Annotated in this window: 13 protein-coding genes; 2 read left to right on the top strand and 11 right to left on the bottom strand. The window is 64.3% G+C overall.

Features of this window, described 5'->3' with window-relative positions; translation table 11 throughout:
- Positions 1 to 7 precede the first annotated feature (7 nt).
- The 10 genes from parE to nudF all read right to left on the bottom strand — a co-directional run bounded on the left by parE (position 8) and on the right by nudF (position 9006).
- Positions 8 to 1918 (bottom strand): DNA topoisomerase IV subunit B, encoded by a 1911-nt coding sequence (gene parE / locus AACR77_RS00065; RefSeq protein ID WP_042877707.1) that lies wholly within the window; start codon positions 1916 to 1918, stop codon positions 8 to 10.
- Positions 1919 to 2031: 113 nt separating this feature from the next.
- Positions 2032 to 4035: an FUSC family protein gene (locus AACR77_RS00060; protein ID WP_042877705.1), complete on the bottom strand. Its 2004-nt coding sequence runs from the start codon at positions 4033 to 4035 to the stop codon at positions 2032 to 2034.
- 1 nt (position 4036) lies between these two features.
- Complete coding sequence (locus AACR77_RS00055) at positions 4037 to 4903, bottom strand: efflux RND transporter periplasmic adaptor subunit (RefSeq protein ID WP_039039753.1); 867 nt, start codon at positions 4901 to 4903, stop codon at positions 4037 to 4039.
- Complete coding sequence (locus tag AACR77_RS00050; RefSeq protein WP_039039819.1) at positions 4896 to 5138, bottom strand: DUF1656 domain-containing protein; 243 nt, start codon at positions 5136 to 5138, stop codon at positions 4896 to 4898. The genes AACR77_RS00055 and AACR77_RS00050 overlap by 8 nt, the downstream gene beginning before the upstream one ends.
- A 170-nt stretch (positions 5139 to 5308) precedes the next feature.
- Positions 5309 to 5713 (bottom strand): GFA family protein, encoded by a 405-nt coding sequence (locus tag AACR77_RS00045; protein WP_039039754.1) that lies wholly within the window; start codon positions 5711 to 5713, stop codon positions 5309 to 5311.
- Between the two features lie 36 nt (positions 5714 to 5749).
- Positions 5750 to 6373, bottom strand: coding sequence for an NUDIX hydrolase (locus AACR77_RS00040; protein ID WP_042877703.1), 624 nt, complete (start codon positions 6371 to 6373; stop codon positions 5750 to 5752).
- A gap of 2 nt (positions 6374 to 6375) precedes the next feature.
- A complete protein-coding gene (locus AACR77_RS00035; protein ID WP_042877701.1) occupies positions 6376 to 6963 on the bottom strand; it encodes a YqiA/YcfP family alpha/beta fold hydrolase in 588 nt (195 codons plus the stop codon).
- A 9-nt stretch (positions 6964 to 6972) separates the two neighbouring features.
- Entirely contained in the window at positions 6973 to 7791 is an 819-nt protein-coding gene (gene cpdA, locus AACR77_RS00030; protein WP_039039757.1) for a 3',5'-cyclic-AMP phosphodiesterase, read from the bottom strand.
- Positions 7792 to 7818: 27 nt separating this feature from the next.
- Entirely contained in the window at positions 7819 to 8265 is a 447-nt protein-coding gene (locus AACR77_RS00025) for a DUF1249 domain-containing protein (RefSeq protein WP_039039758.1), read from the bottom strand.
- A 99-nt stretch (positions 8266 to 8364) separates the two neighbouring features.
- The gene (gene nudF, locus AACR77_RS00020) at positions 8365 to 9006 is read right to left on the bottom strand and encodes an ADP-ribose diphosphatase (protein WP_010672772.1); all 642 of its coding nucleotides are present in this window, start codon (positions 9004 to 9006) and stop codon (positions 8365 to 8367) included.
- A gap of 306 nt (positions 9007 to 9312) precedes the next feature.
- Here nudF and tolC point away from each other — a divergent pair, with 306 nt between their 5' ends.
- Entirely contained in the window at positions 9313 to 10638 is a 1326-nt protein-coding gene (gene tolC / locus AACR77_RS00015) for an outer membrane channel protein TolC (RefSeq protein WP_029313618.1), read from the top strand.
- Positions 10639 to 10792: 154 nt separating this feature from the next.
- Here tolC and hldE read toward each other — a convergent pair whose 3' ends face one another.
- Positions 10793 to 12220, bottom strand: a complete 1428-nt coding sequence (gene hldE / locus AACR77_RS00010; RefSeq protein ID WP_039039759.1) for a bifunctional D-glycero-beta-D-manno-heptose-7-phosphate kinase/D-glycero-beta-D-manno-heptose 1-phosphate adenylyltransferase HldE — start codon at positions 12218 to 12220, stop codon at positions 10793 to 10795.
- Positions 12221 to 12468: 248 nt separating this feature from the next.
- Here hldE and lpxL point away from each other — a divergent pair.
- Positions 12469 to 13259, top strand: a 791-nt coding sequence (gene lpxL, locus AACR77_RS00005; RefSeq protein ID WP_042877698.1) for an LpxL/LpxP family Kdo(2)-lipid IV(A) lauroyl/palmitoleoyl acyltransferase, incomplete at its 3' end; no start/stop codon positions are given.

Here is a 13259-nt window from a genome sequence, read left to right as displayed (position 1 = left end):
CGACGGCTTAGATGATGGCGAGGTTGCCCTTCTCTTCCAGCCATTCGCGGCGATCACCGGCGCGCTTCTTGGCCAGCAGCATGTCCATCAGTTGCAGGGTCTCGTCCCCATCTTCCCCTTCTGCCCCCCCTTCCGCGCCCATGGTGAGCTGCACCAGGCGGCGGGTGTTGGGATCCATGGTGGTTTCTCGCAACTGCTTGGGGTTCATCTCACCCAGCCCCTTGAATCGGGTCACCATCACCTTGCCCTTCTTCTTCTCGGCTTCGACCCGTTGCAGCACGCCGTTCTTCTCGTCCTCGTCGAGGGCGTAGAAGACCTCCTTGCCGATGTCGATACGATAGAGGGGCGGCATGGCCACATAGACATGGCCCTTTTCCACCAGCGTGCGGAAGTGCTTCACAAAGAGGGCGCAGAGCAGGGTGGCGATGTGCAGACCGTCCGAGTCCGCATCCGCCAGGATGCACACCTTGCCGTAGCGCAGGCCACTGAGGTCGTCGGAGTCGGGGTCGAGCCCGATGGCCACCGAGATGTCGTGTACTTCTTGCGAGGCGAGCACCTGACCGGCCTCCACCTCCCAGGTGTTCAGGATCTTGCCGCGCAGGGGCATGATGGCCTGGAATTCGCGGTCGCGCGCCTGCTTGGCACTGCCGCCCGCGGAGTCACCCTCCACCAGGAAGAGCTCCCCCTGCATGGGATCGGCGCAGCCGCAGTCGGTCAGTTTGCCGGGCAGGGCCGGGCCCTGGGTTATCTTCTTGCGCACTACCGTCTTGGCGGCGCGCATCCGGCGCTGGGCGCTGGAGATGCAGAGCTCCGCCAGCTGTTCGGCCAGCTCGGTGTTGCTGTTCAAGTAAAGGCTGAAGGCATCCTTCACCACGCCCGACACGAAGGCCGAGCTCTGGCGGGACGACAGGCGCTCCTTGGTCTGCCCTGCAAACTGCGGGTCCTGCATCTTGATGGAGAGGATGTAGGCGCAGCGATCCCAGATGTCTTCCGGGGTCAGTTTGACCCCGCGGGGCAAGAGGTTGCGGAACTCGCAGAACTCGCGCATGGCATCGAGCAGCCCCTGGCGCAGGCCGTTGACATGGGTGCCACCGAGCGCCGTGGGAATAAGGTTCACATAGGATTCGGCGAGGCATTCGCCCCCTTCCGGCAACCAGCACAGGGCCCAGTCCACCGCCGACTGTTCGGAGCTGAAAGAGCCGACGAAGGGCTGCTCCGGCAGGCAGGTGAACTGCTTGACCGCATCGATGAGGTAATCCTTGAGGCCGTCTTCGTAGCACCACTCAAGCTTGATGCCGGTGTTCTTGTCGAGGAACTTGATGGTGAGGCCCGGGCAGAGCACGGCCTTGGCTTTGAGCAGGTGCTCGAGCTTGGAGACCGAGAAGCGCGGCGAATCGAAGTAGCGCGCCTCTGGCCAGAAGCGCACCCGGGTGCCGGTGTTGCGACGGCCGCAGGTGCCGGTGATGGTCAGCTCCTGCACTTTCTCGCCCCGCTCGAAGGCGATGTCATAGACCTGGCCGTCCCGGCGCACCGTCACCTCGACCCGATCGGAGAGGGCGTTCACCACGGAGATCCCTACCCCGTGCAAGCCACCGGAGAACTGATAGTTCTTGTTGGAGAACTTGCCCCCCGCGTGCAGCTTGCAGAGGATCAGCTCCACGCCGGAGACCCCTTCCTCCGGGTGGATGTCCACCGGCATGCCGCGACCGTCGTCGATCACCTCGAGGGACTGATCCTCGTGCAGGATCACCTCCAGATTGCGGGCGTGACCCGCCAGCGCCTCGTCGACGCTGTTGTCGATGACCTCCTGGCCGAGGTGATTGGGCCGGGTGGTGTCGGTGTACATGCCGGGGCGGCGACGCACCGGTTCAAGGCCATTGAGGACCTCAATGGCATCCGCATTGTATTGAGTGGACATGGAGGGCCTTGCGAATTGACGTTTGGGGGGAATCTTACTCGCTGGGAGGGCCCGGGACAAATGGGGCGCTCGCAAAGGGTGATCCAGAGGGGCTCCGGCCTCCCCGCCCGGGATCAGGCGGGTTCCCCGGGCAGGGCCTGCACAAGCTGGGAGAGGGAGCAGTGGAGTCGCCACACCAGCCCCGCCAGAGCCCGGGCCGCCGGGTCTGCATGTTCCCCCAGCCCTTGGCTGATGCGGTCCAGCTCCGCCAGGGTGCGCCCCAGGGTCTCGTGCTGCACGCCCCCTTCGGTCAGAATGCCTTTCAGGCAGCGCAGACAGCCGTCCCGCACCAGATAGAGGGCCGGATCCCGGCTGCGCCAGAGCCTGAGCTGCCAGACGATGTGGCTGCAATTGAGCAGCACCACGCCCCAGCGCAGCACCCAGAGCCGGGCCCCCTGATCCTGACTCTGGCTGAGCTGGCTCACCGCGTGATAGACCCGGGATTCAAACTCCCCCTCGCTCTGCTGCGGGGCCGGGGCCAGCTGGTCCACGAAATCCCGCCGCAGACGGTGCATCAGGCGGCGGCTCTTGCGCCGATCCGAGCTGGGCCTCAGGAGCTGGAACGCCAGCCCTGCGCTCATCACTCCCAGTGCCTGCGCTAGGCTGCTGTTGACGAAGGCGAGGTAGTCGTAGCTCGGCGGATTGGTGATGGCGAGGAAGGAGCCGAGCAGCACGATGAGCTGGCCCCAGAGCGCCGCCCCCTGGGGGCGCTGCAATTTCAGCAGTTGCAGGGTGATGAGGGCGGGGAACAGCAGGGCACAGAAGATCCAGAAGTCGTCGATGCGGATCATCAGCCCGAACTTGACCCCGAAGCAGATAAAGCTGAGCAGCACGATGGCCTTGAGCATGGTCTGGGCCCCCTTGGCAGGGGCCGGGGTGGCGGAATAGAGCACGCAGCAGATGGCGAGCAGGGTCAGGGCTGCGGCGCCCGCATCCCACTGGGTGTGGATCCAGAAGGTGCAGCCCAGCATCACGCAGAGGAAGGTACGCCCCCCGTTGTAGGCCGCCTCCAGGCCGTCGGTGTGGCTGGTCAGAGAGCTGTGGCGCGGCGGCGCCGGCCACTCCTGACCATCGTGGCGGGCCAGCCTTTCCAGCCAGCGCTGACACTCCAGGTAGCTCCAGCAGAAGTGGCGCAGCCGCAGCCAGAAGGCCTGACAGCGATAATCGTCCCCCGAACGGGCCACGAAGGGCGCCATCAGGCGGGCGATGCGCAGCTTGTCGCAGCCCCCCTGTCCCAGCTCCCGCAGCACGGCGGCCAGCATGGGGGCCGGGTCGACTGCGTCCTCTGGCCAATGTTGCAGCATGCGGCGCAGCCCCGAGATGAGGCTGACCATCCTCAGCTGGCGATGGAGCAGATAATTCAGCAACTGGTTGTGGCGGCGCAGGCGGTGGTGGCTCCAGACGGCCTGGATGCGCAGCACGTTCAGGGTGAGGATCTGACCGATCACCCCCTCGTGGGCGGTGCGCACATCGGCGCCCGTCTCCCCGAGCCAGAGCAGCTGGGCATGTTCCAGCAGCCGGGTCTGGCTCTTGCCAAGGGAGTCCAGCAGGGTCTCGCCATCGGAGAAACTCGGCAGGATCATCATCATCAGGCCGCCGCAGAGGATGCCGACGATCACCTCGCTCACCCGGGCCTGGGCGATGTCGAAGATATGTTGCGGGTCGGTCAGGTTGACGCAGGAGAAGGCGATGATGGCGGCGGTATAGCCCGCCAGGGCGAAACCGTAGGAGACGTTGTTCTGATGGTGGTTGGAGATGTAGGTGCACCCCCCCAGCCAGAGGGCGATAAGCAGGCTGAAGAGCCAGGGATCACCGATGCCAAGGCCGGTGATCATCACCGCCGCCATGGCGCCGATGAGGCTGCCCACCACTCGCCCCAGGCTCTTGCTGATGACGCCCCCCACGGTGGGAAAGCTCACCACGGCGGCGGAGGTCATGGCCCAGTAGGGAGAGTCGAGTTGCAGCACGAACGCCAGCCAGAGTGACAGGCACATGGCCAGGGCATTGCGCAGGGCGTAGCGCCACTGGCCGCCGTTGGCCTTGCCCCAGGGGGTCTGGCGCCAGAGCGAGGTGATCACCCTAGTCCCCTATGGTGATGGTACAGGTCGTGCCCGCGATCAAGACCAGATCCGGGGGAATCGCCAGCAGCCTGATCCGCACCGGCACCCGCTGGGCCAGACGCACCCAGGGCACGTTCGGCTTGACGTCGAGCAGCAGCCCCTCGCTGCCTTCCAGGCTCTGATCGTGAATGGCGCGCCCTATGCTTTCCACCTCCCCCCTGAGTACCCGATCCCCGCTGTAGAGCACCACCTCGGCCGGTTTGCCGGGGGCGATGTGCCTGAGCTTGGTCTCTTCGAAATAGCCCTGCACATAGAAGGAGTGGGTGTCTATCAGGGCCACCAGGGGCACCCCGGCGGTGGCGTAGTTGCCGACCCTGGCCTGCAGATTGGTGATGTAGCCGTCGCTCGCGGCGTGGACCTCGGTCCGGGCAAGGGACCATCTGGCCTGCTCCAGATTGGCTTGGGCCACCTCATAGGCCGCCTTCATCGCCTGGGCATTGAGCCTGGATTCATCCACCGCCTCGGCGGAGATGACGGTGCGGGAGAGGCTCTGGCGACGGTTCGCCTCGTGCTCCGCCTTGTCGAGATCCGACCTGGCCTTGGCCAGGGCCGCGCTGGCGTTGTCCAGCGCGATGCGATAGGGCTCGGGATCCAGAGTGAAGAGCAGGTCCCCCGCCTTCACCAGCTGGTTGTCCTTGACCCCTATCCTGACGATCTTGCCCGACACCTGGGGCGTGATGCTGACCAGCTCGGCCCGCACCTTGCCATCCCGGGTCCAGGGACCCTGCATGTAGTCGTTCCACAGCCACCAGAGCGACACCAGCGCCAGGGCAAAGACCAGCAGGGTGGAGAAGTATTTGAGGGTCGCAAGGGGTGATTTAGCCATGTAGCAATATCCATAGGGCGCCGCTGACGGCGAGGATGAAGAGGGAGAGATCCATCAGCAGGGGGTGCCACACCTCGCCGCCGTAGAGCCAGTCCCGCAGCAGATGGTGCAGCGGCAGCCAGCCCAGCAGGCCGAGCAGCACGGCCTTGAACAGGGGCGGAAAGTAGAGCGAGGCCCCGAGGATCAGATCCGGCAGCGCTGAAGCAGTCGTCACGGGTGTGCCCCCTGTTGGCAGAGATGGAATGAAGAGAGAGGCCGGGGTCCGCCGGGAGACGGACAGGGCAAGGTTAACACAGCCATGGCGGGGGCTACACAAGCAGATGACCCCCTGAGATGTCGTCACGGGAGTGACGCGGCAACGCCTCGCCCGTCCTCCCCGCCACCCGTCGGGCAGTCACCTCGCGTTCAATCGGCTACGGTATCTGCCGGGTGATGCACCCCGTCGCGGGTCGGCACCTCTCCCAGATCGAACGGGTTGACCCCTTCCAGACAGGCGAGGTTGTAGCCATATTCCGCCGGATTGGATCGGCGCTGGTGATGGGTGTAGATGCCGCAGACGCTGCAGAAGTAGTGTTTCGCGGTGCGGGTGTTGAACTGGTAGCAGCGAAGCGCCGCCTCCCCTTGCAGGATGCGGATGCCGGAGAGCGGCACCGAGGCGACGATGGCCCCTCGCCGCCGACAGAAGGAGCAGTCGCAGCGGCGCGGATCCACCACGCCATCCGGCAGGGTCAGCTCCAGCACCACGGCGCCGCAGTGGCAGCTCGCCTTGTGTTTCTTCTGGATGGGGGTATTGCCGATGCGTGTGATCATGCTGCCTCCTTGCCGCAGTGTCAGGCTGCGAACCGGTTAATCGAACAGGGTATCCCCCCGCCCCTGCGACAGATGGTCATGCAGGGTGCGCAACTGGGACGCCACCACCCGGTGGCGGGAGAGTTCGGGCAAGGCGTCGATGGGGAAGTACCCCGCCCCTTTGGTTTCATCGGTGTCGGTAAGCAGAGCGCCGCCCGTCACCTCGCACAGGAAGAAGGCCTTGTGGGCGTGGGGCAACTGCGGGGGATGGGGATGCTTGAGCTTGTCGAACAGGGCCAGCAGTTGCACCGCCCGACAGGCGAGGCCGGTCTCCTCGCTCACTTCCCGCACCACGGCGTCCGCAGGCGAATCGCCGATGTCGCACCAGCCCCCCGGCAGGGTCCAGCAACCGTCACTGCGCTCCTGCACCAGCAGGACATGGCCCGCGTCGTTCTGAATGAAGGCCCGCACATCCAGCTTGGGGGTGGGATAGCCACTGTCGAGGGCAATCCAGTCGCCGATGGCATCGGGAGCCAGCTCGCTCTGGCTGGCGATGAGCGTCACCGTGGCCGCTCGCAGCGCCTCGAAGCGGGCGATGTCGAAGGGATCCCGGGAGTAGGTGAGCCCCGCCTGGGCCGTGGCCAGCACCTGTTCGAGGAAGGCGGCCAACGGCGGTTGCATGGCTAGAGCCCGAGGAAACGGACGATCTGGGCGGGGTAGCGCTCGAAGCCTGTGAAGGCGTGATCGCCGCCGCACTCCAGGGAGAGACGGGCAAAGCGGTATTCGTCCAGCGCCTTGCGATAGTCGAGCACCTCGTCCTCCTGCTGTTGCAGCACCCAGAGCCGCTCCGGGGCTGTCACCGGCACCGCCAGCGCTCTCAGCTCGTCCATGTGCCCGGGCAGCAGTTCATAGCGTTCGCCGCTGTAGGGGTTGGTCTGGGGGCCGAGGTAGTCACAGAGCAGCTCGTGGGGGCGCACCGCCGGGTTGATGAGGGCGGCGCGGCAACCGTACATCTCGCTCACTCGCGTGGCCATGAAGCCACCGAGGGAGCTGCCCACGGCGCCCAGTCGCAGGGCGCTGCCGTGGCGGGCCTTCAGGTCGGTGATGGCCTGCTCGATGGCCGCCCAGGCGGCCGCCGGGGTGTTGGGCTGGGCCGGGATCACCACCTCGATATCGGGCCTGTTCTCGGCCACCCAGGCCGCCATCTGCTGCGCCTTGGCCGAGCCGGGGGATGAATTGAAACCGTGCAGATAGAGCAGGACGGGCTTCATGGCAACCCCTCAGTAACCTGTGGCATTGGGGTCGGGCACGAACTGGCCCAGCGGCAGGCGCCACACCTGGCTCGCCACCCGGCCATCCGGGTGCAGGGTGAGATAGCGCCAGCCAGGGCCGGATTCGTCCAGTGCGAAACCGTCGGAGAGCGGCTTGAACTGGATGCAGGTAGAGGGGCTGGCGATGAGCCGCACTCCGTGGTGCACCTCGTCAAACTCCTGATGGACGTGGCCGAACAGGATGGTCTTCTGCTGCGGGTGGCGGGCCAGCACGGCGAACAGGTCGTCGGCATTCTTGAGGTTGTGCTGATCCAGCCAGGCGCAGCCCACCGGCACCGCCTGATGGTGCAGGGCGATGAGGGCGTGGCGCTCGGGATGCTGGCGCAGGGCCTGATCCAGGGCCGCCAGCTGGTGATCCCCCAGCACCCCGTGGGGTTTGCCGCGCACCTGGGTATCCAGCAGGATCACCTGCCAGTGATCCCCCACCAGTTGCTTGGCCTCGCTGATGCCGGCCGCATGGAGGTATTCGGTCATCAGGGGGCCGTCGTCGTGGTTGCCGGGCAACCAGTAGATGGGGCGAGCCAGGGGGGCCATCATGGAGGCGAAGCGCTGGTAGGACTCCGGGCTGTGATCCTGGGAGAGATCCCCGGTGGCGAGGATGAGATCGAACGGGTGCTCGTTGGCCTGCACCCGCTCCAGCACGGCGGCCAGACTCTGCGCCGTGGGCACGGCCAGCAGCCGCCCCTCGGCACTGGCGAAGAGATGGGTATCGGTAATCTGTAACAGGCGCACACTGCCGTCCGGCGCCTGAGGTAGCTCTGTTTCCAAAATCACGCTTCTTTTTTATGGGTTCGACTAGAGGATGTTAATCAGGCTGGTGCCGTGTTTGAGACAAAATCTCAACCAATCGGCCAAGAATAGATTTACCTGCTCCTTTTCATCCCTGTGATGCATTTTTTGATTGGGATAATCATAACGTGGTTGCAACATTGAAATCTGTTGCGCCGCACACACTTCCGCCATTCGCACATCATGATACAAACGAATCTCTATCCGGGCTTGCAAGTAGCTCGGCAATTCGGGGTTGTGCTGGGCCAGGATCACCTGGCTGGTGAAGCGGCTCTCTTCGGTCACCGTGAGCTGGAACTGCAGGCCGTTGCCGACCTGATAGCGGCGCTCGGCACCCACGCTGCCACCGGGCGGCAACAGTTTCATCAGCGCCATGTAATTGACCTCGCAGGTACGCTGCAAGGACATCAAATCAGGCACATAGCGCTTCATCGGGCTCTGGACTAATGACATGTCGCGGCTCCCTCAATCAGGGTCCATGAAGGGTGGACCCACTGCACAGTGTTCCAGTCGGACACAGGGCACCTGACCCGGGTCTGAACGAGCGTCACCTCAGCGCCCCGCCAGCCAGCGTGCCCGCAGCTCGCCGTGATTCAGGGCCAGCCACTGCAGGGCGATGACGGAGGCGGCATTGTCGATGCGCCCCTCTTTGAGCCAGGCATAGGCCTGTTCGCGGCTCACCACGTGGACCCGGATGTCTTCCCCCTCTTCCGCCAGACCGTGGATCCCCTTGGCCTGACTGGCATCCACCTCGCCCACGAACACCTCGATGCGCTCGGTGCTGCCACCCGGGCTCACCAGATAGCTGATGGCATGTTCGCAGCGTCCCACCTCGATCCCTGCCTCTTCCACCGCCTCGCGCCGCACCACAGCCTCGGCGGTCTCCCCTTCATCGATGATGCCGGCCACCAGCTCCAGCAGCCAGGGGGTGGCGCTGGTCTCCATGGCGCCGATGCGAAACTGCTCCACCAGCACGATCTCGTCCCGCACCGGATCATAAGGCAGCAGGGCGGCGGCATGGCCACGTTCGAACAGTTCCCGGACGATGGGGGCGTTCCAGCCACCGGCAAACAGCCTGTGTTGCAGGCGGTAGACATTCACCTTGAAGAAGCCATTATATCCAGCTGATTTTTCAATGATTTTCACATCATCGCTGGAGTAGTGGCAGGTTTGAGGCAAGGCTTGCTGTGACATTCGAGACTCCTGCCAGCTTGACTTGGCTTGGTTTGACCATAATATTCGGGGGCATGAATGAACATTCATTCACTCGCTCTCGCCGACGATGAGGGAAGGATTTTAGCAGCCACAGGGCATTTGGCTAGGCGCGTTGCCGAGAAAACTCGCCCCGGACCTTGACGTTTCCGCAGCTGGAAAAGAGACAGTTCGCAATGAAATCTGCTTATAGTAGAGTGGTTAAGCTGAAATCAAGCTTGGTCGGTGACAATCCCCCCTTCATCCAGCGGACAGCTTTGGGTTGATACAAAAGGTTAAAACTATCATATGAAAAGAACACTCTTGTCAGTCATGGTGATGCTGGGTGTGAGCGGCGCCGCTCATGCCGAAAACCTGCTCGATATTTACCAACAGGCCCAGATCAAGGACACCCAGCTGCTGGAATCCAAGGCCAAGCGGGACCAGGCCTTCGAGAAGATCAACGAATCCCGTGCAGCCCTGCTGCCCCAGATCAACCTGGGCGCCGGCCTGAACTACCTGCAAAACAAGAACGACACCATGACCAACACGGGCGCTACCGGCTCCGTGACCCTGGATCAATCCATCTACCGTCGCAGCAACTGGGTCAACCTGGATCTGACCGAGAAGAGCGCCACCCAGTCCGACGTGGCCTACAACCTCGAGTACCAGAACCTGATGCTGCGTACCGCCCAGGCCTACTTCGACGTGCTCAAGGCCATGGATACCCTGGAATTCGTGCGTGCCAACAAGACCGCGGTCGAGCGTCAGCTTGAACAGACCCAGCAGCGCTTTGAAGTGGGCCTGACCGCCATCACCGACGTGCACGAGGCCGAGGCCGAGCGCGATCAGGCGCTGGCGGACGAGATCAATGCCGAGAACACCCTGGACAACAGCTACGAGAGCCTGCGCGAGCTGACCGGTATCGACCACCGTCAACTGGACGTGCTCAACACCGATCGCTTCAGCCCGCAGAAGACCGCGTTCAACTCCGACAAGTGGCTGGAACTGGCCCTGGACAAGAACCTGGAGCTGCACAGCGCCCGCATCGGCAAAGACATCGCCAAGGAGCAGATCGATCTGGCCAAGACCGGTCATGAACCGACCCTGGATCTGGGCGCCGGCCTGAACGCCGGTTACAACGATTACAAGGACGAGATCCGCAACCCCGAGAGCAACAGCAATCAGGGCAACATCGGCCTGAACTTCAAGCTGCCCATCTACACCGGCGGGGCCACCACCTCCCAGGTCAAGCAGGCACAGTTCAACTACGTGGCCGCCAGCGAACAGCTCGAGCGCAGCTTCCGCTCGGTGCAGAGCACGGTCCGCTCCTCCTACAACAACGTGAACGCCAGCATCGGCTCGGTCCGCGCCTACAGCCAGTCCGTCATCTCCGCCGACAGCGCCCTGAAGGCGACCGAAGCCGGTTACGAGGTGGGTACCCGCACCATCGTCGACGTGCTGGACTCCACCCGCAAGCTGTATCAGGCCAAGCAGAAACTCTCCGAGGCCCGCTACAACTACATCCTCAGCATCCTCTCCCTCAAGCAGGCCGCCGGCATCCTGGAGCAGAAGGATCTGGAAGAGGTGAACCAGGGTCTGATGCCCGCCGCCCAGGTTACCAAGAAGTCCTGAGCCAGGCGCACACCATGAGAAAAGGCGACCCCGGGGTCGCCTTTTTCATCTCTGTTCGCCGCTGGAAGTGCGTTGGTCGGGGCCTGCCAGGCAGCGGCCATGTCACCGACCCGGCAGCCCCATCAAAAAACCCGGCCTTGGCCGGGTTTTACGCTTATCCGCGCTCGCGGATGGTCTTGATGATGTCGGTGGTGGAGCAGCCGTCCTCGAAGTTCAGCACCCGCACCTCGCCGCCATTGGCGGTCACCTCGGCGTAACCGGCGATCTCTTCGGGCTTGTAGTCGCCCCCCTTGACCAGGAGGTCTGGCAGGATCTCGGCGATCAGACGCTGGGGAGTGTCTTCGCTGAAGGGGACCACCCAGTCCACGGCACCCAGGGCCGCCAGCACAGTCATACGGCGCTCGGTCGGGTTGACCGGGCGACCCGGCCCCTTGAGGCGACGCACGGACTCGTCGGTGTTCACCGCCACGATCAGGCGATCCCCCAGCTTGCCCGCATTGGCCAGATAGGAGACATGACCCGCGTGCAGAATGTCGAAGCAGCCGTTGGTCATCACCACCTTCTCGCCGCGCAGACGGGCGGCCTGGACGGCCACCTTGAGCTGGGCCTCGGACATGACGCCAAAGCCGGTCTCCTGCTCGGTGTAGAGGGCGTTGGCCAGTTCCACCGGGCTCACGGTGGAGGTCCCCAGCTTGCCGACCACGATGCCGGCGGCGGTGTTGGCCAGGGCGCAGGCCTCATCCAGACTCTTGCCTGCGGCAAGGGAAGTCGCCAGGGTGGAGATGACGGTGTCACCGGCACCGGTGACGTCATAGACCTCGTGGGCCTGGGCCGGCAGGTGCAGCTCGGGCTGCCCTTCGCGGATCAGGGTCATGCCGTTCTCGGAACGGGTGACCAGCAGGGCGTCCAGCTCGAAGCGCTTGACCAGCTCCAGCCCCCTGGCGACCAGGTCTTCTTCCCCCTTCACCTTACCCACCACGGCCTCGAACTCGGACATGTTGGGGGTCAGCAGGGTGGCACCGCGGTACTTCTCGAAATCGGTCCCCTTGGGGTCGACCAGCACGGGGATACCGGCGGCGCGGGCACGCCGGATCATGCCGGGCACATCGTTGAGGGCGCCCTTGCCGTAGTCGGAGAGGATCATCACGTCCGCCTGGGGCAGCGCCTGCTCCACCTTGCCCATCAGCAGGCTGGCATCCACGTCGTGGAAGGCCTCTTCGAAGTCGAGGCGCAGCAGTTGCTGGTTGCGGGACAACACCCGCAGCTTGGTGATGGTCGGATAGTCGGTCAGGCGCACGAAATCACAGGCCACCTTGACACCAGCCATCTGGCTGGCGAGGGCATCGGCGGCTTCATCCTGACCGGTCAGGCCCAGCAGCACGGCCTGGGCGCCGAGGGCGGCGGAGTTGAGCGCCACGTTGGCGGCGCCACCCGGACGCTCCTCGATGTGCTCGACCTTGACCACGGGGACCGGTGCCTCGGGGGAGATCCGGCCGGTAGGGCCATGCCAGTAGCGATCCAACATGACATCGCCAACGACCAGGATGCGGGCTTTTTCAAACTCGGGCAGGGTGATTTTCATCTGTATCGGCTCTCAAAACCTGAAAAATTCAGCGGCTGATTTTATCACACTCTTTTCCGGGGCGTGAAAAAAGCACGGCCCTGCCCCCTGATGCCCCCTCTGACCAGATGACGGCGATTCGCGCCCGCCCCCGCTTTTCGGATAGAATCCTCCACATGCGAGTGACCGCATCCGCGCCGGGCCACCCCACACAGGCCCCCCGGTTCGGTCGGACTCCCCCCTTTGCCTTTGCGAACAAGAGACTCTTCATGGCCCAAGAACACGCTCCCCGCCTCGAACCCCGTCTGTTCCATCCCCGTTACTGGGGGAGCTGGCTGGGCCTCTCCCTGCTCTGGCTGCTGGTGTTGCTGCCCTGGCGCAGTCAGATGTGGCTGGGCCGCCAGCTCGGCACCCTGGCCCGCAAGCTGCTGAAATCCCGCGTCAAGATTGCCCGCCGCAACCTGGAGCTGGCGATGCCCGAGCTCAGCCGGGATGAGCGCGAAGCCCTCCTGGTGCAGAACTTCGAGAGCGTGGGTTGCGCCATCTTCGAGGTGGGCATGGCCTGGTTCTGGCCAGACTGGCGGATGCGCCGCCTGATGAAGGTGGAAGGGGAAGAGCACGTCATCAACGCCATGGAGAAGGGCCAGGGGATGCTGCTGCTCTCCTGCCACTTCCTGACGCTGGAGCTCAATGCCCGCTGCTTCGGCCTGGTGCGCCCCGGGGTCGGTGTCTATCGCCCCAACACCAATCCGGTGTTGGAGTACGCCCAGTACCACGGTCGCTGCGCCTCCAACAAATACCTGGTGGACCGGATGGACGTGAAGGGGATGATCAAGGCGCTGCGCAACGGCGACGCCCTCTGGTATGCACCGGATCACGACTACGGCAGCCATGCCAGCGTCTTCGTGCCCTACTTCGCGGTGGAGCAGGCCGCCACCATCACGGGGACCGCCACCCTGGCCCGGGTGAAGAACACCGTCACCCTGCCTTGCTACAACATCCGCACCCGGGAGGGCTACACCCTGCATATCGGGGCCCCGCTCGCGGACTACCCACTGTG

This window comes from Aeromonas sp. ZOR0002 (assembly GCF_963866995.1).
Classification (GTDB): Bacteria; Pseudomonadota; Gammaproteobacteria; order Enterobacterales; family Aeromonadaceae; genus Aeromonas; species Aeromonas caviae.
The sequence above is the reverse complement of the archived record's forward strand: the minus strand, read 5'-3'. Positions and strand labels throughout refer to the sequence as shown.